Genomic DNA, 20,074 nt, shown 5'->3' with positions numbered 1-20,074 from the left:
GAATCGAAAGAGCGATCCGTCCGGACCACCCGCAATCGAAAGAGCGATCCGTCCGGACGGATCGCTCTTTCGATTATGTCTGCGCGCGATCGGAGAGGATCGTCCGCTTGATCGGGGAGGGGGCCGCGAGGCGGCTGACGCTGGGTAGGGTGCAGGGCATGCATCGCCGCCTGTCGCCGCCCGTCGCGGCGCGCCTCTCGGCGGCGACCGCCGACCTGCCCGCGCCCTTGGCCGTCGTCGACCTCGATGCGTTCGACGCCAACGCCGCCGCGCTCGTGCAGCTCGCTGCGGGCATGCCGATCCGCATCGCGACGAAGTCGCTGCGCAGCCGACCGCTCATCGAGCGAGCCCTCGGTCGCGACGGTTTCGAGGGGCTCATGTGCTACGCCGTCCGTGAGGCGTTGTGGTGGGCCCGCGACGGCCACGACGACCTCCTCGTCGCCTACCCGAGCGTCGACGTGCCCGCCCTGACCGAGCTCGCGGCCGACCCCGCCCTGACCAGGGCCGTCATCGTCATGATCGACAGCGTCGAGCACGTCGACTTCATCGCCCGGGAGGTGCCGGGGCACGAGGGCCTGCGCGTGGCGATCGACGTCGACGCCTCCCTTCGCGTCGGGCCGGCCCACCTGGGCGTACGTCGGTCGCCGACCCGGACCCCGGACGAGGTCGAGACCGTCATCCGTCGGGCCCAGGAGCGGGGCCTGGTCGTCGCCGGCCTGATGTTCTACGACGCCCAGATCGCCGGCCTGCCCGACTCGTCGCCGGCCGTGCGCCGGATGAAGAAGGCCTCCGACGCCGAGCTGCGGACCCGCCGCGCCGAGGTCGTCGCAACCGCCCGAGACCTTGCCGACCTGGAGGTGGTCAACGGCGGTGGCACGGGAAGCCTGCACGTCACGCACCGGGACCCGTCCCTGACCGAGCTCGCTGCCGGTTCCGGGCTCTTCGCCCCGACTCTCTTCGACGGCTACGACGCGCTGTCGCTCCGGCCGGCTGCCTACTTCGCCGTCCCGGTGGTGCGCCGACCCGGCGAGGGGATGGTGACGGCATACGGCGGCGGCTACGTCGCGTCCGGGCCGCCGGGCTGGTCACGGGTGCCCAGTCCGCTCGCCGAGCAGGACCTCGCCCTGGTCCGGCGCGAGGGCGCCGGTGAGGTGCAGACGCCCCTCGAGGGGCCCGGGGCCGACCGGCTCTCACTGGGTGATCGGATATGGTTCCGGCACGCCAAGGCGGGGGAGCTGGCCGAGCGCTTCGCGGAGTTCGCGCTCGTCAGCGGCGACGGAGGCGACCAGGTCGTGGGGCGGGCTGCGACCTATCGTGGGGAAGGGCAGTGTTTTGGCTGACAGCGAGGGCGGTGTCGGGGGCCGCGTCGTGCGCAGCGTCGACTGGTCCAACTGGGCCGGCACCGAGTCCGCGAGGCTCGCCCGGGTGGCGACGCCGCGCAGCGAGGCCGAGGTCGTCGAGGAGGTCACCCGTGCGGGGGCTCGCGGCCTCCGGGTCAAGGCCATCGGCGCCGGCCACTCGTTCACCGGCGTCGCCGTCACCGACGGGGTGCAGCTGCGGCTCGGCGCCCTGACGGGAGTCACCTCGATCGACGCGACGCGCGGCGAGGCCACCGTCCGGGCGGGCACACCGCTGCACGTGCTCAACGAGGAGCTGGCGGCCTTCGGCTGTGCGCTTCCCAACCTCGGCGACATCGACCGGCAGAGCCTCGCCGGCGCGACCGGCACCGGAACCCACGGCACCGGGCTGCGCCTGACGGGACTCTCGGCAGGGATCCGGGCCCTGCGCATCGTCCTGGCGGACGGGTCGGTGCGCGAGTGCTCGCCGACCCGTGAACCCGAGCTCTTCCAGGCCGCCCGGCTCGGGCTCGGTGCACTCGGCATCATCACCGAGATCACCGTCGGGGTCGTGCCGGCCTTCTTGCTCCACGCGGTCGAACGCCCCGCGTCCCTCACGGCGGTGCTCGAGCACGCGGACGCCGACGTCGAGGCCAACGACCACTTCGAGTTCTACTGGTTCCCGCACACCGACCGGGTCCTGACCAAGCGCAACAACCGCGTGCCCGAGGGCACGCCCAGGCGGCCGCTGCCCACGTGGCGCGAGAAGCTCGATGACGACCTGCTGAGCAACCGTGTCTTCGAGCTGACCAACCGCCTCGCGACCCGGATGCCGCGAGCGACGAGGGGCATCAACGCCGTCGCGTCGCGCGCCCTGAGCGAGCGGCAGTACACCGACAGCTCGCACAAGGTGTTCGTCACGGCGCGCGAGGTGCGCTTCATGGAGTCGGAGTGGGCCTTCCCGCGCGCGAGTCTCTCCGCCGTGCTGCTCGAGTTGCGGGAGTGGGTCGACTCCCACGACGAGCGCATCTCCTTCCCCGTCGAGTGCCGTGTCGCGGCCGCCGACGACGTCTGGCTCTCGACGGCGTACGAGCGGGAGAGCTGCTACATCGCGGTCCACAAGTACCACCGGCAGCCCCGAGGCGCGTACTTCGACGCCTTCGAGGCGATCGCGGTCAACCACGGTGGCCGGCCGCACTGGGGCAAGATCCACACCCGCGACGCCGCCTACCTCCGCGGCGTCTACCCGAGGTTCGACGACTTCCTGGCCGTGCGCGACCGCGTCGACCCCGAGCGGCGCTTCGCCAACCCCTACCTCGAGCGGGTCCTCGGACCCTGACGTGGACCGCGGGGTCGTATGCCGGGTGGCCGGGTCCGCGTCAGACTCCTGAGCGCGCCGTGCGCTGGCGCTCCCACGCGAGGTGCAGGGCGGCCCGGATCGCGTCGGCGTCTCCCGCGAGGTCGGCCTGCACCTTGGCGTGCGCCTCCCAGCGCGGCGGCACCCCGAACGTCGTCGGATGGGCTGAGACGAGGCGTTCCCGGTCCCGTCCACCGAGGCGGACGAGCAGCGTCCCCTGAGCGTCGGCGCGGGCGACGAGCAGCCCGTCGACGTACCACGCGCGCCGCCCCTCGGTGTTGCGGGCGCGGACACCGTCGAGAGCCCGGAGGTGGGCGTCGACGTCGTCGAGAGTCATCTGCCGACCGTAGCCCGACGGTGCGGCCCACGGGGGTCATGAGACCCTGGGGTCACGGGGTCACGGGGTCACCGGGTCACCGGGTCACGGCCACGCGGCATACGACCAGGGGAGCGAAATGGAGGGTTCGGTCAGGCCTGCGTGGCGGGACGGGTCATCGACAGGACGTCGAGGGCGTCGTCGAGCTGCTCCTCGGTGAGCGTGCCGTCCGCGACGTGACCTCGGTCGATGACGACGTCACGGATCGTCCGGCGCTCCTTGACGGCCTGCTTGACCACCGCCGCGGCGGCCTCGTAGCCGATGTAGCGGTTGAGGGGCGTGACGATCGACGGGGAGCCCTCGGCGAGGGTCCGCGCGTGCTCGACCTCGGCCGTGATGCCGTCGATGCACCGGTCGGCGAGCAGCCGGCTCGTCGCCGCGAGCAGCCCGATCGACTCGAGGACGTTCTTGGCCATGACCGGCAGCATGACGTTGAGCTCGAAGTTGCCCGCGGCACCCGCTGTCGTGATGACGACGTCGTTGCCGATGACCTGCGCGCACGCCATGAGCGTCGCCTCGGGCACGACGGGGTTGACCTTGCCCGGCATGATGCTCGAACCGGGCTGCAGGTCGGGCAGGTGGATCTCGCCGAGGCCGGTGCGCGGCCCCGAGCTCATCCACCGCAGGTCGTTGCAGATCTTCGTCAGGCTCACGGCGACGACCTTGAGCGCACCCGACAGCTCGACCACGGCGTCCTGCGCCGACTGCGCCTCGAAGTGGTTCGCCGCCTCGCGGAAGGGCAGACCCGTGACCCCCGAGACCCGCTCGATCACCTGGCGCGCGAAGCCGGGTGCCGCGTTGAGTCCCGTGCCCGCGGCGGTCCCACCGAGGGGGAGCTCGCTCGTCGCCTCGGCGGCGGTGCGCACCCGGCTGGCGCCGAGCTCGATCTGCCGCCGGTAGCCACCGAACTCCTGACCGAGCGTCACCGGCACGGCGTCCATGAGGTGGGTGCGGCCCGCCTTGACGACGTCGGTGAACTCGGTCTCCTTGTGGCCCAGCGTCATCGCGAGGTGCTCGAGAGCCGGGACGAGGTCGAGCACCGCGGCCGAGGTGGCCGCGATGCGCAGCGCGCTTGGGAACGTGTCGTTGCTCGACTGGCCCGCGTTGACGTGGTCGTTGGGGTGCACGTCGAGGCCGGTCGCGAGGTGCGCGATCCGTGCGACGACCTCGTTGACGTTCATGTTCGTGGACGTGCCCGAGCCGGTCTGGAAGACGTCGATCGGGAATGCGTCGTCGTGCTCGCCGTCCGCGACCTCACCGGCCGCCGCAGCGATGGCACGCGCGCGTCCCTCGTCGAGCACCCCGAGCTCGGCGTTGACCTCGGCGGCGGCGGCCTTGAGGCGCGCGAGCGCGTGGACGACGCCCGGCGGGACCGGCTGGCCGCTGATCGGGAAGTTCTCGACGGCCCGCGCCGTCTGGGCGCCCCACAGCGCGTCGGCGGGCACCTGGACCTCGCCCATCGAGTCGTGCTCGGTCCGGAATCCCTGTGCTGCGGCGTCGCTCATGCCCCCATCATGCGCCAGCCCGGGGTCTGCACCGGGCGCACCGGCCTCGCCGACCCCGCCTCGGCGGAGTTGTGGTGGTGATGGGGCTGGTTCGGGGTGCACCGACTCCGCCCGGGTGGAGTTGTGGTGGTGATGGGCTGGTCCGGGGTGCACCGACCCCGCCCCGGTGGAGTTGTGGTGGTGATGGGGCTGGTTCGGGGTGCRCCGACTCCGCCCGGGTGGAGTTGTGGTGGTGATGGGGCTGGTTCGGGGTGCACCGACTCCGCCCGGGTGGAGTTGTGGTGGTGATGGGGCTGGTTCGGGGTGCGCCGACCCCGCCCCGGCGGAGTTGTGGTGGTCGCGGTGGCCGTGAGTCGGGAGGATCAGTGGGTGCTGGAGGCAGTGACGTCGTGGTCGTGGCTCGTGCCCGGGCAGCCCTCGGATCCCGCGCAGGACCACCCGGCAGGCATCGCCGTCGTATGCCGTGTGCCCGGGTGCCCGACGACGACACCCTCCCGCTCGGGCGCGGGCCGCCCCGCCGGGGCCGGGTTGCGGATGAGCGACCACGACAGGACGCCCCCGGCGGCCAGCAGCCCGGCGCAGATGAGCATCGCCGTCCGGTAGGCCGACGAGAACGCCTCGGGCACCGCGTAGTCCGAGCCGCTGAGCCCCACGACCGCCGGTAGGGCCGCGACGGCGAGCAGGCTCCCTGCGCGGGCGACGGCGTTGTTGACCCCGCTCGCCACACCGGCGTAGCGGTCGGGGGCGGCGGCCAGGACCGTGGCGGTGAGCGGTGCCACGAGCAGCGTGAGGCCGACGCCGAAGACGGTGATGCCGGGCAGGATGCCGGTCCAGTAGGTCGAGCCCGCGCCGACACCGGAGAGCAGGAGCACGCCGACGCCGCACACGAGCGGACCGACGGTCATCGGCAGCCGCGGGCCGATGCGCGACGCGAGCTCACCGCCCCGGGCGGCGAAGAGCAGCATGAGCACCGTCACCGGCAGCGAGGCCATCCCGGCGAGCAGCGGACCGTAGCCGAGCACGGTCTGCACCTGGAGGGTGAGGAAGAAGAAGACCGCGCCGAGGGCGGCATAGACGAGCAGGGTCATGGCGTTCGCCGCGCTGAACTGCCGGGAGTCGAAGAGGGCCGGCTGCACCATGGGGTGCGAGCTGCGCCGCTCGACCACGACGAAGGCGGCACCGACGGCGAGACCGAGCGCGCCGACCCCGACGGCAGCCGCGAGACCGAGGGCCTCGTGCTCGATGAGCGCGAAGGTCGTGATGCCCAGGGCGAGCGTCGCCAGGACCGCGCCGATGACGTCGAACCGGGGGTCGGCGTCCTCGTCCCGGGTCTCGGGGACGTGCAGCTGGGCGATCCACACGGTCGCCGCGCCCAGCGGCACGTTGACGAGGAACGCCCACCGCCAGCTCGCGTACTGCACGAGCCACCCGCCCACGAACGGCCCGAGGGCGGCAGCGATCCCGCCGAGCCCGGACCACGTGCCGATGGCCTTGCCGCGGTCGTCGGGGCGGAACGAGGCCTGGATCATAGACAGGCTGCCGGGCGTGAGGAGCGCTCCGCCGATGCCCTGGAGCACGCGGGCCACGACGAGCTGACCGGGTGACTGGGCGAGCCCGCAGGCCGCGGATGCCACGGTGAACCACGCGACCCCGATGACGAAGACGCGCCGACGGCCGAAGCGGTCACCGAGCGAGCCGCCGAGCAGGATGAGGGAGGCGAGAGCGAGGAGGTAGCCGTTGGTGATCCACTGCAGGTCAGCCAGGCTCGCCCCGAGCTCGTGCCCGATCCGCACGAGCGCGACGTTGACGACGGTCCCGTCGAGCAGGGCCATGCCCGAGCCGAGCACGGCGGCAGCGATGACGAATCGACCGGTGCGGGAGCCGAGGGCGATGTCGCTCACATCCGCAGTCTGTCACTGCGGGGGTCCTCCGAGCCGTCAGCGCGGGCAGTCGTCGACCGGCAGGGCCTCGCGACGGGCGGCCCGAGCCCCACGGAGGCTGACGAGCGAGTCGACGGTCAGGACGAGCAGCGCGACCCAGACGATGCCGAAGCCGATCCACCGCTCCCGGGGCATGTGCTCGCCCAGGAGGAGCACCGCGCACAGCAGCTGCATGACCGGGGTGATGAACTGGATGAGCCCGATCGACACGAGCGGGATGCGGCGCGCGGCGGCCGCGAAGCACAGCAGCGGCACGGCGGTGACGACGCCCGACAGGACGAGCAGCGAGGTGTGCACCCCACCGTGCCGGCCGAACTCGAGACCGCCCTGGGCGCCCACGACGAGGAGCAGGACGACGGCGACCGGGGCCAGCACGACGGTCTCGACGGTGAGCCCGTGGATCGCGTCGAGGCTGACGCCGACCTTCTTCTTCGTCAGGCCGTAGAGCGCGAACGACACCGCGAGCGTGAGCGCCACCCACGGCACGCGGCCGCCGGAGACCCCGAGGTAGATGCCGGCGACGATGCCGATGCCGACCGCGACCCACTGCAGCAGGCGCAGCCGTTCGCCGAGCACGACGACGCCGAGTGCGACCGTCACGAGCGGGTTGAGGAAGTAGCCCAGCGCCGCCTCGGACGTGTTGCCCGAGGTCACGGCCGCCACGTAGACGACCCAGTTGACCGCGATGAGCACCGCCGCGACCGCGGTGCCGGCGAGCAGCCGGGGCCGACGCAGCAGCGGCCGGATCCAGCCGAGGTCGCGCACGACGAGCAGCACGACGACGCAGAAGAGCAGGGTCCACAGGATGCGGTGGGCGAGGATCTCCCAGGGCCCGGCGGGCTTGAGCGCGTCGAAGTAGAGCGGGAAGAGCCCCCAGAGGCCGTATGCCGCGAAGCCGAGGAGGGTGCCCCGCCCGACCTCGCCGTGCGGCGCGCTCGACCCGGACCCACGCGTGTCGGCCCCGGTGGGCGCGACGGACGAGACGGTCTCGCGCGCGCTCACGCCCCCACGGTCCAGGTGTCCCGGCCGGCCAGCAGCGCGTCGATGTCGGCGTCGGTGACCTCGCCCGTGCGGGCCGAGGCGATCTGCTCGCGCAGCAGGTCGTCGTAGGTCGGGCGCTGCACGTTGCGGAAGATCCCCATCGGCACGTGGCCGAGGTCGGGGCTGTCGAGCCGCGAGAGCGCGAAGGCCGCCGACGGGTCGGTCGCCGACACGTCGTGGCGCACGATGCGGGCCGGGTCGGCCTCGCCCCGCGGCACGACGTCGAGCGACCCGCGGTCGTCGCGCACGACGACGGTGTCGCCCGCCGCGACCTCCTCACCGTCGGTGAGGTGCAGGATGCGGGCGGCCGCCTCGGTGCGGTCCTTGAGGACGTCGAAGACGCCGTCGTTGAAGATCGGGCAGTTCTGGTAGATCTCGACGAGCGCCGACCCGCGGTGCTCGGCAGCGGCACGCAGCACACCGGTCAGGTGCTGCCGGTCCGAGTCCATGGTCCGTGCGACGAAGCTCGCCTCGGCCCCGAGTGCGAGCGACACCGGGTTGAAGGGGGTGTCGAGCGACCCGAGCGGCGTCGACTTGGTCACCTGGCCGAGGTGTGAGGTGGGGGAGTACTGCCCCTTCGTCAGGCCGTAGATCTCGTTGTTGAAGAGCAGGATCTTGAGGTTGACGTTGCGGCGCAGGGCGTGGATCAGGTGGTTGCCGCCGATCGAGAGTGCGTCGCCGTCACCGGTGACGACCCAGACCGACAGGTCCTCGCGCGTCGATGCCAGACCCGTCGCGATGGCCGGGGCGCGCCCGTGGATCGAGTGCATGCCGTAGGTGTCGAGGTAGTAGGGGAAGCGCGAGCTGCACCCGATGCCCGAGACGAAGACGATGTTCTCGCGCTTGAGGCCGAGCTCGGGTAGGAAGCCCTGCACGGCGGCCAGGATCGCGTAGTCACCGCACCCGGGGCACCAGCGCACCTCCTGGTCGGACGTGAAGTCCTTCTTCGTCAGCGCGGTCCCGTCTGCGAGGCGGGGAACGGCAGCGGTGCCGGTGGCACCGTTTCGGGGGTCCACGGGGGCGGAGCCCTCGTGTGTCGGCATACCCAGGTCGACGGGCAGGTCGGTGGTCACTTGGCGGCCTCCTTCAGGGGCGCGTCCGAGACGGACGCCAGGGCGGTGGCGATGACGTCGGCGAGCTCGCCCGCCTGGAACGGCAGGCCGCGCACCGAGGTGTGCGACTCGACGTCGACGAGGTACTTCGCGCGCAGCAGCATCGCCAGCTGGCCGAGGTTCATCTCGGGAACGATGACGCGCTGGTAGGAACGGAGCACCTCACCGGTGTTGGCGGGGAACGGGTTGAGGTGGCGCAGGTGCGCCTGGGCCACGCGGGCGCCGGTGGACCGCGCGAGCCGCACGCCCGCGGCGATCGGGCCGTAGGTCGAGCCCCAGCCCAGCACCAGCACGTCGGCGTCGCCGGTCGGGTCGTCGGCGACGAGCGGGCCGATGGTGTCGGCGATCCCGTCGATCTTGGCCTGGCGCAGCCGCGTCATGTGGTCGTGGTTGTCGGGGTCGTAGGAGATGTTGCCGGTGACGTCGGCCTTCTCGATGCCGCCGACCCGGTGCTCGAGACCGGGAGTGCCGGGGACCGCCCACGGCCGGGCGAGCGTCCCGGGGTCGCGCAGGTAGGGGTGGAAGGTCGGCTGGCCCTTGTCGTCCACGGCGTTGGGCTCGGTCGCGAACTCCACGGCGATGTCGGGCAGCTCGGCCGTCCGCGGCAGGCGCCACGGCTCGGAGCCGTTGGCGAGGTAGCCGTCGGACAGGACGATGACGGGCGTGCGGTAGGTCGTCGCGATGCGCACGGCCTCGACGGCGATGTCGAAGCAGTCGGCCGGGGTCGCCGGAGCCACGACGGCCACGGGCGACTCACCGTTGCGCCCGAAGAGGGCCTGGAGCAGGTCGGCCTGCTCGGTCTTCGTCGGCAGGCCCGTCGACGGTCCGCCGCGCTGGATGTCGCAGACGATGAGCGGCAGCTCGAGCGAGACGGCGAGGCCGATCGTCTCGGCCTTGAGCGCGAGGCCGGGGCCGGACGTCGTCGTGACGCCGAGGGCGCCACCGAAGGACGCGCCGAGCGCGGCCCCGACCCCGGCGATCTCGTCCTCGGCCTGCATCGTCGCGACGCCGTAGCGCTTGAGGCCGGCGAGCGTGTGCAGGATGTCGGACGCAGGCGTGATCGGGTAGCTGCCGAGGAAGAGCGGCAGGCCCGCGCGGTGCGCGGCCGCGACGAGGCCGAGCGACAGCGCGACGTTGCCGGTGACGTTGCGGTAGGTGCCGGGGGCCATCGTGGCCGCCGCGACCTCGTAGGCGACGGCGAAGTCCTCGGTGGTCTCGCCGTAGTTGAAGCCCGCGCGCAGGGCCGCGAGGTTGGCCTCGAGGATCTCGGGCTTGTCGGCGAACTTCGCCTTGAGGAACGCCTCGGTGCCGTCCATCGGCCGGGTGTAGAGCCAGGAGAGCAGCCCGAGCGCGAACATGTTCTTCGCGCGCTCCTTCTCCTTGCGGGTCAGGTCGGTGAACGACGCGAGCGCCTCGACGGCGATGGACGTCAGGGCGACAGGGTGCACGACGTAGCTCTCCAGGGACCCGTCGTCGAGCGGGCTCTCGACGTAGCCGACCTTCGAGAGGTTCCGCTTGGTGAACTCGTCGGTGTTGACGATCAGCGTCGCCCCGCGCGGCAGGTCGCGGAGATTGGCCTTGAGCGCTGCGGGGTTCATCGCGACGAGCACGTCGGGCGCGTCGCCGGGCGTCAGGACGTTGTGGTCGGCGAAGTGCAGCTGGAAGCTCGAGACGCCGGGGAGGGTGCCCTGAGGGGCGCGGATCTCGGCCGGGAAGTTGGGCAGCGTCGACAGGTCGTTGCCGAGCAGCGCGGTCTGCGACGTGAAGCGGTCTCCGGTGAGCTGCATGCCGTCGCCGGAGTCCCCGGCGAATCGGATGACCACGCGATCGAGCTTCTGGACCAGTTTGGCACTCATGCTCTGCGACGTCCTCGATCTTCCCTACGATTCACGGCCCGGGGCACTGTGCGGCGGGTAATTTCCATGGTAGATCGCCCTCTGCGGACATTTGCGCGGGTTGCCATCACGTGGACATCACGAGCCGGGCGCGGGGACGACGCCACGGGGCAACGCGCATGGATAGGCTGGCCGTCATGTCCGGGTACGTGGCCGTCGCAGCGGTGCTGGGGGCGGGCGTCCTGCTCGTCACGGCAGCGATGGTCGTTCGGCGCCTGCTGGCCCCGCACGCCCCGCACACGGCCAAGCTGACGACGTACGAGTCCGGCGTCGACCCGGTGGGCGAGGGCTGGGCGCAGACGAAGGTGCGCTACTTCGTCTTCTCCTTCCTCTACGTCATCTTCGCGGTCGACGCGGTCTACCTCTTCCCGTGGGCCACGGTCATCCGGGACGCCGCCCTCGGCCGCGCGAGCCTCGTCGAGATGGGTGTCTTCATCGGCGTCATCGTGCTGGGCCTGGCCCATGCCGGCCGCCGTGGCCTGCTGAGGTGGATGTGATGGATCAGCCGAGCCGGCCCGTGAGCCTCCCGATGCCGACGGTCGGTCCCGCCTCGATGGGCGTGCTCGGTGGCCACGCGCCCAAGCCGATCAAGGTCGTGCTCAACTGGGGGCGTCGCTACTCGCTGTGGGTCTTCAACTTCGGGCTCGCCTGCTGCGCCATCGAGTTCATCGCGGCGTCGATGGGCCGGCACGACTTCATCCGCCTCGGCGTCATCCCCTTCGCGCCCGGCCCGCGCCAGGCCGACCTCATGGTCGTCTCGGGCACCGTGACCGACAAGATGGCCCCGGCGATCCGGCGCCTCTACGACCAGATGCCGGAGCCGAAGTACGTCATCTCCTTCGGCGCCTGCTCCAACTCGGGCGGTCCCTACTGGGACTCCTACTCCGTGACGAAGGGCGTCGACCAGATCGTCCCCGTCGACGTCTACGTCCCCGGCTGCCCGCCCCGGCCCGAGGCCCTGCTGCACGGCATCATCCGCCTCCAGGAGCAGATCGCGAGCGAGCGACTCTCGGCGCAGAAGCTCAAGGGCAGGTATGCCGGCACACGCGTCGGCAGCGCCGGTGACGTCCGCCGCCCGCTGCTGCGTCGCGGCCCGAAGCCGCCGGAGGGTGCCCGGTGAGGGTCACCGACGTGCACGACGTGCCCTTCGGGGAGTGGTCCAGCGCGGTGCTCGCGGCCCGCGAGGAGGGCTACGCGTACTTCGACTGGCTGACCGCCGTCGACGAGACCGATCGCGAGGGTGACGCCGCCGGCTTCGACCTCGTGTGCCACCTGCTCGACACCCGTGCGCCCGGAGCGCTGAGGTCGATCCTGCTGCGGACGCGGGCGCCCGAGGGGGTGCCGGTCCCGTCGCTGACCGCGGTCTTCCGGGGCGCGGCCTGGCACGAGCGCGAGACCCACGAGATGTTCGGCATCGAGTTCGACGGTTTCGACGACGGCACCGGACTCGGCCTGCGACCGCTCCTGCTGCCCGACGGCTTCGAGGGGACGCCGCTGCGCAAGTCGTTCGTGCTCGCCGCCCGCGCCTCCAAGGCGTGGCCCGGGGCCAAGGAGCCGGGCGAGGGCCACGACTCGGCGCGGGCTCCCGGCCGGCGCCGCGTCCAGGCCCCCGGTGTCCCGGGTCCCGAGTGGGGGCCGCGGTGACCCTCCACGTGGCGCCGTGGCTCGAGGTCGTCCTGCGCGCGGTCGCGGTCCTCGCGGCCTTCCTCGTGCTGCCGCTCCTCGTCGGCCAGACCGAGCACAAGGTCATGGCCCACATGCAGGGCCGGCTCGGCCCGATGTATGCCGGTGGCTTCCACGGGTGGGCGCAGCTCGTCGCCGACGGGGTGAAGTTCGTCCAGAAGGAGGACATCACCCCCGCTCGCGCCGACCGCTGGGCCTTCCGCCTGGCGCCGTTCGTCGCGCTCATCCCCTACCTCGTCGCCCTCGCCGTCATCCCGCTCTCGCCGCGCGTCGTCGGGGCCGACGTCGACGCGAGCGTCGTGCTCGTGCTCGCCGTCATCGGCGTCGGCATCATCGGGACGCTGATGGCCGGGTGGGCCTCGGCCAACAAGTACTCCCTGCTCGGGGCCATGCGCGCCGCGGCCCAGCTCGTCTCCTACGAGCTGCCGATGGTGCTCGCCGTCGCCTCGGTGGCGCTCGCCGCGGGCACCCTCTCGCTCGTCGGCATCGCCGAGGCCTGGCACCCGTGGTGGATGCTCTGGCAGCTGCCCGGCGCGGTCGTCTTCCTCGTCGCGGCCCTCGCCGAGCTCCAGCGACCGCCCTTCGACATGCCGCTGGCCGACTCCGAGATCGTCTTCGGCGCCTTCACCGAGTACACCGGTCTGCGCTTCGCGTTCTTCCTGCTCGCCGAGTACGCCGGCATCGTCGTCATGTCGCTCCTCTTCGCCGTGCTGTACCTCGGCGGCTGGGCCGGGCCCTTCGAGCAGTGGGTCGGCTGGCTCTGGACGGTGCTCAAGGGGTTCGTCGTCGCGGTCGTCGTCATCTGGCTGCGCGTCTCCTGGCCCCGCATGCGCGAGGACCAGCTCCAGCGCCTCGCCTGGGTGTGGCTCGTGCCGATGGCCCTGCTCCAGCTCGCGATCACCGCCATCGGCGTGGTGGTGATGACCTCATGACCCAACCGTCGAAAGGCCACCTGTGGCCGCCCCTGACGCGTCGAGAGGCCACGTGTGGCCGCCTGGCTGGCGTCGAGGAGCGAGCGGAAGAGCGACTGGAAGAGCGAGTGGAGGAGGGGGTGAGCGGACGTGGGTGACGGCATACTCCCCGGGCTCGTCAAGGGGCTCGCGACGACGGCGAGGTCGCTGACGCGGCACACGCACACGGCTGAGTATCCCGACGTCTCGCCCGCGCTCCCGCCCCGCTCGCGCGGCGTCATCGCGCTCACCGAGGAGAACTGCACCTCGTGCATGCTCTGCGCGCGTGAGTGCCCCGACTGGTGCATCTACATCGACTCGCACAAGGAGGAGCTGCCCCCGACGACGCCGGGAGGCCGGGCCCGCCAGCGCAACGTCCTCGACCGCTTCGCCATCGACTTCTCGCTCTGCATGTACTGCGGCATCTGCATCGAGGTGTGCCCGTTCGACGCGCTCCACTGGAGCCCCGAGTTCGAGTACGCCGAGCTCGACATCCGCGACCTGCTCCACGAGAAGGACCGGCTCGGAGCGTGGATGGCCACCGTCCCGGCGCCGCCTGCGCTCGACCCCGGCAGCGCCGACCCCGCCGAGGTGACCGCCGCCGCGCGGCCCGCCAGGGCAGGCGGCGGAGCGGGTGGTATGCGTGGGGCGGGCGCCGCCGCCCGGCCGACCCGGGTGCGCAAGGAGTCCACCCCGGCCCCGCCCGCGGCGGACCCCACGCGGGTCATGCCCAAGGTGGAGCAGACGTCGCCCGTCGTGCCCGCCGACGGCGCCGAGGCGGAGCAGGCTGCGGAACAGGCTGCGGCGCAGGGGGATTCGACGCAGGTGTTGCCGACGGTGTCCACCGACGACGAGGGCCGCGAGTGACCACCCGCGACATCGTCTTCGTCGCTGTCGGTGCGGTCACTGCGCTCTCGGCCCTGCTGTCGGTGACGACGAAGCACGTCGTCCACGCAGCGCTGTGGCTACTGGTCTCGCTCGGCTCGCTGGCCGGCGCCTACCTCGTGCTCGGCCAGGAGCTCGTCGGTCTGGTCCAGCTGCTCGTCTACGTCGGGGCGATCGTCGTGCTCGTGCTCTTCGCGTTGATGCTGACCCGCGCCCCCATCGGTCCCCACGCCGAGATCGACACGCCGCGCTGGCAGCGGCTCGCCGGCGCGGTGCTCGGGGGCGCGACGACCGCGCTGCTCGCGTCGCTCCTCCTGCCGCTCTTCTCCGGTGCGACGGCGAACCTCGACACCCCGACGACGACCACGCCGCAGGTGGCCCAGGCGGTCTTCGGCACCTGGGTCTGGCCCTTCGAGCTGCTCTCGGTGCTGCTCCTCGTCGCGCTCATCGGCGCCTTCGCGGTGTCGCGCCTCGTCCTCCAACCGGACGGCGACCGGGACAGCCTGGCCGTCACGTCGGCGACGGCATCGGCGACGGCGTCGATGACGTCGTCCACGTCCACGTCCACGTCGGCACCGGCGCCGAGGGGGCGCGGATGATCCACCTCTCGCTCCCGGCTGCCCTCGCCGCCCTGCTCGCCGGCATCGGGGTCTACGGCGTCCTCGCCCGGCGCAACGCCGTCCTCGTCCTCATCGGCGTCGAGCTCATCCTCAACGCCGCCAACCTCCTGCTCGTCACGGCGGGCAGCCGCCCGGGGGCACCGCTCTCGGCAGGGCCGGTCCTCACCCTCTTCGTCATCACCATCGCCGCCGCCGAGATCACGGTGGCGCTCGCCATCATCCTCGTGATGTTCCGCCGCGCCGGTCACATCGACCTCACCGCGGTTCCCGACCTCACCGACGAGCCCGCGCCGGCGGGGGAGGGGGCGTCGTGAGCTGGGTCGTGCGGATGCTCGTCGTGCTCCCGGCCCTCGCCGCTGCCATCGGGCTGCTCGTCGGACGACGGCGAGCCCTCGCGGCCGGAGTGGCCGTCGCCACCTCGGCCTCCGTCGCGGTGCTCGGGCTCATCCAGTGGGTCGCGCCGTCTGGCACTGATGACATCGACACCCTCGGGAGACTCCCGCTCGGCGACCTCTCGGTGCCGCTGCACCTGTGGTCCGACCCGACCTCGGGGCTCGTGTCGTTCGTCGTCGCGCTCGTCGTGCTGGGCATCCAGGTCTTCACGGCGTGGTACCTGCGCGACGACCACCGCTACGGCCGGTTCGCCGCCACCGTCTCGCTCTTCGCGGCCGGCATGCTGCTCCTCGTCCAGGCCGGCGACCTCGTCCTCGTGCTCGTCGGCTGGGAGATCATGGGCTGGTGCTCGTGGCTGCTCATCGGCCACGACAGCGAGCGTCCGGCAGCCCGGCGGGCCGCCTACAAGGCGTTCCTCGTCACCCGGGTGGCCGACATCGGCATGGTCGTCGGCATCGTCGCGCTCTCGGTGCGGGTCCGGTCCACCGACCTCCTGGCGGTGCTCACGGCGACGGGCGACCGCACGCTGCTCACCGTGGGGCTCGTCGGTGTCGTCATCGGTGTCGCCGGCAAGTCGGGTCTCGTGCCGTTCCACGACTGGCTCCCCGACGCGATGGAGGGCCCGACCCCGGCGTCGGCCCTCATCCACGCCGCGACGATGGTCGCGGCCGGCACCTACGTCATCGCGCGCCTCTTTCCGCTCTACGCCGAGAACGACGCAGCGCGGACGCTGCTGGCGATCCTCGCCGCGGTGACGATGGTCTATGCCGCCTTGGTCGCGCTGGCCCAGACCGACCTCAAGCGGATGCTCGCCTACTCGACCCTGAGCCAGATCGCGATCATGCTCTCGGCCCTGGCCGCGGCGCCTGCCGAGCTCGGCCCCGGAGCCGGCATCTCGCACCTCATCGGACACGCGTTCTTCAAGGCGCTGCTCTTCCTCGGCGCCGGCTGGCTCTCGGTGCTCGCTGGCGCGACGGCGCTCGCGGCGCTGCGTGGTCGGCTCCGCCCGACCGGAGCGCTGCGCTGGTCGATGGGCCTCGGCCTGGCCGCGCTCGCCGGGGTGCCGCCGCTCATCGGCTTCTTCACCAAGGACACCGTCATCGACGCCGCCCTCGAGGGCGCGACGAGCGGCGGCGGCTTCCGTGCCTGGCTCGTCGTCGTCGCGCTCTTCGTCACCGTCGTGCTGACCGCGGCCTACTGCACCCGGGCCTGGCTGCTCCTCGACACCCCGGTGGCCGCGACCGGTGAGCTGCCGACCTCTGTGGCCGCCGTCGTCGCCGAGGAGGACGTCGCCGTCGTGACGACCGCCGACACCGCCGACGACGCCGAGATCGAGCGCGTCCACGCGCACGGGCACGCCGCCATCACCCTGCCCGCCGCGCTCGTCGTCTCGGTCCTCGCCGCCCTCACCGTCGTCGGCACCCTCTTCCTCACGAGCCTGCGCGGCGGCCTGCACGTCGGCCTCCTCAGCGCCCTGCTGTCCGTCCTGCTCGTCGCCGGCGCCGCGTATGCCGTGTGGTCCCTCAGCGACCGCGGCCGGGTCGACGTCGCCGACCTCATCCCCGACCACCTGCGGGAGCCGGCGGTGCGTGGGTTCGGCGTCGACACGGCATACGTCGGCGTCGGGCGGGCGGTGACCGCGGTCGCGCGGCTCGTCGTCGCCCTCGACCGTGACGTCGTCGACGCCTACCCACGAGCGACGGCGGTCGTGGCGCGGGCAGCGGGGCGCGCCGGTGAGCGCAGCCACCGCGGCGTGCCGTCCCTGTCGCTGCTCAGCCTGCTCGCGGGCGTCGTGCTCGTCGCGATCCTGGGGGTGACGGCATGGCGCTGACCCTGATGCTCCTGCTGCCGCTGCTCGCGGCGATCGCCCTCATCGCGATCCCCGGTGAGTCCACGGCCGAGCGTGGCATCGCGCTCGGATCGACCGTCGTGACAGCGGTGCTCGCCGTCGTCGTCGTCCGGGGACGTGACGAGGTGGACGCGCCGTGGATCCGCTCGCTCGGCGTCCGGTGGCACTTCGGCGTCGACGGCATCTCGGCCGCGCTCGTCCTCCTCACGGCGCTGCTCACCGTCGCCGTCGTCGCGCACGCGCTCTCCGGCCCGATCCCGAAGGGCGGCACGGGCTCGACCTTCCTCGGCTGCATCCTGCTCGTCGAGTCGGGGGCGCTCGCGACGTTCATGGCGCGCGACGCCATCCTCTTCTTCATCGCGTTCGAGGTCGTCCTCGTGCCGATGTGGGTGCTCGTGCGCCGCTTCGGCGACGACCACGTGCCGGACGAGACGCGCGCCGACGCCGCCGGCCGCTTCGTGCTCTTCACCGTGCTCGGCTCGACGCTGATGCTCATCGGCATCCTCTTCCTCGTGCACCAGCAGGGCACGAGCGACCTCATGGTCCTCGCGGACCGCCATGGCGCCGGCCTCTCCCGGTCGCAGCAGGTGGCCATCGCCGCGATCCTGCTGCTCGGGCTCGGGATCAAGGTGCCGCTGTGGCCGCTGCACACGTGGCTGCCCTCGGCGCACACCATCGCGCCGACCGCCGGCTCGGTGCTGCTCGCGGCCGTGCTCCTCAAGATGGGCACCTACGGCATCGTCCGCCTCGCCGTCGCCACGGTGCCCGACGGCGTCGCCGTCCTGAGCCCCGTGCTCGCCCTCCTCGGGGTCGTCGGGATCCTCTGGGGAGGTCTGGCCTGCCTCGTCGAGCGCGACCTCAAGCGCCTCATCGCCTACAGCTCGGTGGCGCACATGGGCTTCGTCGCGCTCGCCATCGCCTCCGGCAGCGAGACCGGACTGCAAGCGGCGCTCTTCGGCAACATCGCGCACGGTGTCGTCGCGGCGCTGCTCTTCTTCGTCGTCGGTGACCTCAAGGAGCAGTGGGGCTCGTCCGACCTCCACGTCGCGCGGGCCGCCCTGCGCGACAAGGCTCCCCGCTTCGGGCTCGCGCTCGTCGTCGGGCTCGCTGCTGCCCTCGGCCTCCCGGGCCTCGTCAGCTTCTGGGGAGAGTTCCTGGCGCTGTATGCCGCGTGGTCGCCCGCGCCCGGCCGTCCCGTCGCGCTCCTGCGCGTCTGTGTCGTGCTCGGCGCCGCCGGCCTGGCGCTCGCGGCGGCCTACGCGCTGCGGGTCGCCCGCATCGTCTGGGCCGGTGAGGGCAGCGACGCCGCGGAGGGCCCCGCTGCCGAGCCGGTCGCCGACGCCCGTGGCTCCCGGTGGGCGGTGGCCATGACCCTCGTCGTCGTCATCGTCGCGCTCGGCGTGCTGCCACAGCTGTTGCTCGGACTGTCCCACGCCGCGACCGCCGGTCTGCTGGCCGGACTCGGGGCGACGCCGTGAAGGGCCTCGCCATCGACTACGCCATCCTGCTGCCGGCGCTCGTGCCGCTCGCCGGTCTCGTGCTCGTGCTCGTCGCCGACCTCGTCAGCCCGCACCTGCGCCGCCTGCCGTATGCCGTCGCCGGGCTCGCCGCCCTCGGGTCGGCGGCCGCGACCGTGCCCGGCCTCGCCGGCGGCACGACGCGGGAGACGTTCTGCCTGACCGGTCGCGCCGCCGGTTCGCTGCCGGCCAGCAGCGGGCTGCCGCAGGTGTGCCTGTGGCAGGCCGACGCCCTCGGCAGCACCCTCCAGCTCGCGGCTGCCCTCTCCGCGGCTGTCTGCATCGCCCTCGCGTGGCCCCGCGCCCGCCGCAGCCGTCCGACCGGCAGCACCCGTGAGCCGGTCGAGGCCGTGCTGCTGCTCGCGGCGCTGTCCGGCACGGTCGTCGTGGCGGCCAGCCGGGACGTCGGCACCTGGCTCGTCGCACTCGAGCTCGCGACCCTGCCCGTCATCGCGCTCGTCGCCCTCTCCGGCCGCCGGTCCGCCGTCGCCGGGGCCACGCAGCTGCTCGTGACCTCGCTCGTCTCCTTCGCCCTGCTCGTGCTCGGGGTGGCCCTGTGGTTCGCCGGGACGGGCAGCCCGTTCCTGACGCCGGACGCGGCGCTGTCGTCCGGTGGTGCGTTCTCGACGGTGGGCGGCGCCTCCGGCGCTGCGTCGGCCGCTGCGTCGGCCGCGGCGTCGGGCGCAGCCGCGGCCTTGCCGTCCGTGTCGGGCGGGGTCGTGGCGCTCGCCACCGTGCTCGTCCTCGCGGGTGTTGGCTTCAAGCTCTCGCTCGTGCCGTTCCACGCGTGGACGCCCACGGCATACGCCGGCTCGTCGGTGCCCGTGGCGACGTTCCTCGCGACGGTGTCGAAGGTGGCGGCGCTCGCCGCCCTGCTCGTCGTGCTGCGTGCGGTGGCCGTCCTCGGCACCCCTGCCGTGCTGTCGATCGCCGTGCTGTCCGCGCTCAGCATGACGCTCGGCAACGTCATGGCGCTGCGCCAGGACGACGTCGTGCGCCTGCTCGCGTGGTCGACGGTGGCCCAGGCCGGCTGGGTCGTGCTGCCCCTCGTCAGCATCTCCGCGCTCGGGGTCGGGGCCAGCGCCACCTACCTGCTCACCTACGTCGTCGCGACGCTCGTGGCGTTCGCCGTCGTCGCCGTCATGGTGCGCGACCGGCCCGGGCAGGGGCGCTCGATCGCCGACTACGAGGGCCTGTGGCAGCGCAGTCCGTGGCGGGCCGGCGCCCTGGTCCTGGCCCTGACGTCCCTCGCCGGGCTGCCGCCGGGCATCATCGGCCTCGTCGGCAAGATCACGGCCCTGCGACCGGTCGTGGCAGAGGGCTGGATCTGGCTGGCCGTCATCGCGGCGGCCAACGCCGTCATCGGCGTCGCCGTCTACCTCCGATGGTTGCGGGCCGTCATCACCGCGCCCGCCGACGCGGCGGACACCGCGCGTGCTCACGGGGGTGGCGGGGCGCTGGCGCGCCGCCGGCCGGTCATGGTGGCCGGGCTCGTCCTCGCCTCGGCGGTGCTCGTCGTCGTCAGCGTCCAGCCAGACCTGCTGCTGCGCCTGCTGGGCTGACGGCGACCCCGAGGCGATGGGCCGCGGGGTCGTGGTGGTCGGGTTCCTGGCC

The 20,074-nt window shown here is 72.7% G+C and carries 18 protein-coding genes; 12 read left to right on the top strand and 6 right to left on the bottom strand.

Annotated features, from left to right (window positions below):
- Positions 1-158 precede the first annotated feature (158 nt).
- On the top strand, positions 159-1,340 hold the full coding sequence (locus tag AC1DIW_RS12840) for an alanine racemase (protein ID WP_478108595.1): 1,182 nt from the start codon (positions 159-161) through the stop codon (positions 1,338-1,340).
- The gene (locus AC1DIW_RS12835) at positions 1,333-2,676 is read left to right on the top strand and encodes a D-arabinono-1,4-lactone oxidase (RefSeq protein ID WP_442279787.1); all 1,344 of its coding nucleotides are present in this window, start codon (positions 1,333-1,335) and stop codon (positions 2,674-2,676) included. The genes AC1DIW_RS12840 and AC1DIW_RS12835 overlap by 8 nt, the downstream gene beginning before the upstream one ends.
- Positions 2,677-2,716: 40 nt before the next feature.
- On the opposite strand, the gene AC1DIW_RS12830 is transcribed toward AC1DIW_RS12835, so the two are convergent.
- From AC1DIW_RS12830 to AC1DIW_RS12805, 6 genes are all read right to left on the bottom strand, one after another.
- Complete coding sequence (locus AC1DIW_RS12830) at positions 2,717-3,031, bottom strand: hypothetical protein (protein WP_442279786.1); 315 nt, start codon at positions 3,029-3,031, stop codon at positions 2,717-2,719.
- Between the two features lie 131 nt (positions 3,032-3,162).
- On the bottom strand, positions 3,163-4,575 hold the full coding sequence (locus tag AC1DIW_RS12825; protein WP_442279785.1) for a class II fumarate hydratase: 1,413 nt from the start codon (positions 4,573-4,575) through the stop codon (positions 3,163-3,165).
- Between the two features lie 362 nt (positions 4,576-4,937).
- Positions 4,938-6,476, bottom strand: coding sequence for an MFS transporter (locus tag AC1DIW_RS12820; protein ID WP_442279784.1), 1,539 nt, complete (start codon positions 6,474-6,476; stop codon positions 4,938-4,940).
- Positions 6,477-6,512: 36 nt separating this feature from the next.
- A complete protein-coding gene (rarD, locus tag AC1DIW_RS12815) occupies positions 6,513-7,517 on the bottom strand; it encodes an EamA family transporter RarD (RefSeq protein WP_442279783.1) in 1,005 nt (334 codons plus the stop codon).
- Complete coding sequence (locus AC1DIW_RS12810; RefSeq protein WP_442279821.1) at positions 7,514-8,617, bottom strand: 2-oxoacid:ferredoxin oxidoreductase subunit beta; 1,104 nt, start codon at positions 8,615-8,617, stop codon at positions 7,514-7,516. The genes rarD and AC1DIW_RS12810 overlap by 4 nt, the downstream gene beginning before the upstream one ends.
- Positions 8,618-8,625: 8 nt before the next feature.
- The gene (locus tag AC1DIW_RS12805; protein WP_478108592.1) at positions 8,626-10,524 is read right to left on the bottom strand and encodes a 2-oxoacid:acceptor oxidoreductase subunit alpha; all 1,899 of its coding nucleotides are present in this window, start codon (positions 10,522-10,524) and stop codon (positions 8,626-8,628) included.
- 176 nt (positions 10,525-10,700) lie between these two features.
- Here AC1DIW_RS12805 and AC1DIW_RS12800 point away from each other — a divergent pair, with 176 nt between their 5' ends.
- From AC1DIW_RS12800 to AC1DIW_RS12755, 10 genes are all read left to right on the top strand, one after another.
- Complete coding sequence (locus AC1DIW_RS12800) at positions 10,701-11,060, top strand: NADH-quinone oxidoreductase subunit A (protein ID WP_442279781.1); 360 nt, start codon at positions 10,701-10,703, stop codon at positions 11,058-11,060.
- Positions 11,060-11,683, top strand: coding sequence for an NADH-quinone oxidoreductase subunit B (locus AC1DIW_RS12795; protein WP_442279780.1), 624 nt, complete (start codon positions 11,060-11,062; stop codon positions 11,681-11,683). Before AC1DIW_RS12800 ends, AC1DIW_RS12795 begins: the two co-directional genes overlap by 1 nt.
- Positions 11,680-12,207 (top strand): NADH-quinone oxidoreductase subunit C, encoded by a 528-nt coding sequence (locus AC1DIW_RS12790; protein ID WP_442279779.1) that lies wholly within the window; start codon positions 11,680-11,682, stop codon positions 12,205-12,207. Before AC1DIW_RS12795 ends, AC1DIW_RS12790 begins: the two co-directional genes overlap by 4 nt.
- Entirely contained in the window at positions 12,204-13,178 is a 975-nt protein-coding gene (nuoH, locus tag AC1DIW_RS12785; protein WP_442279778.1) for an NADH-quinone oxidoreductase subunit NuoH, read from the top strand. The genes AC1DIW_RS12790 and nuoH overlap by 4 nt, the downstream gene beginning before the upstream one ends.
- A 129-nt stretch (positions 13,179-13,307) precedes the next feature.
- Positions 13,308-14,063, top strand: a complete 756-nt coding sequence (locus AC1DIW_RS12780; RefSeq protein ID WP_442279777.1) for a NuoI/complex I 23 kDa subunit family protein — start codon at positions 13,308-13,310, stop codon at positions 14,061-14,063.
- Positions 14,060-14,680, top strand: a complete 621-nt coding sequence (locus tag AC1DIW_RS12775; protein ID WP_478108590.1) for an NADH-quinone oxidoreductase subunit J family protein — start codon at positions 14,060-14,062, stop codon at positions 14,678-14,680. Before AC1DIW_RS12780 ends, AC1DIW_RS12775 begins: the two co-directional genes overlap by 4 nt.
- Entirely contained in the window at positions 14,677-15,015 is a 339-nt protein-coding gene (gene nuoK / locus AC1DIW_RS12770; protein ID WP_478108588.1) for an NADH-quinone oxidoreductase subunit NuoK, read from the top strand. The genes AC1DIW_RS12775 and nuoK overlap by 4 nt, the downstream gene beginning before the upstream one ends.
- On the top strand, positions 15,012-16,925 hold the full coding sequence (locus AC1DIW_RS12765) for an NADH-quinone oxidoreductase subunit 5 family protein (RefSeq protein ID WP_478108586.1): 1,914 nt from the start codon (positions 15,012-15,014) through the stop codon (positions 16,923-16,925). Before nuoK ends, AC1DIW_RS12765 begins: the two co-directional genes overlap by 4 nt.
- On the top strand, positions 16,916-18,421 hold the full coding sequence (locus tag AC1DIW_RS12760; protein ID WP_478108585.1) for a complex I subunit 4 family protein: 1,506 nt from the start codon (positions 16,916-16,918) through the stop codon (positions 18,419-18,421). Before AC1DIW_RS12765 ends, AC1DIW_RS12760 begins: the two co-directional genes overlap by 10 nt.
- Positions 18,418-20,022 carry an NADH-quinone oxidoreductase subunit N gene (locus AC1DIW_RS12755; RefSeq protein ID WP_478108583.1) on the top strand — a complete coding sequence of 535 codons (1,605 nt, stop codon included), beginning with the start codon at positions 18,418-18,420 and terminating at the stop codon, positions 20,020-20,022. Before AC1DIW_RS12760 ends, AC1DIW_RS12755 begins: the two co-directional genes overlap by 4 nt.
- Positions 20,023-20,074 lie beyond the last annotated feature (52 nt).

It is taken from the genome of Terrabacter sp. 01T434 (assembly GCF_056398545.1).
Note: the sequence above shows the minus strand (reverse complement) of the source record. Positions and strands in the feature narration are given on the sequence as shown.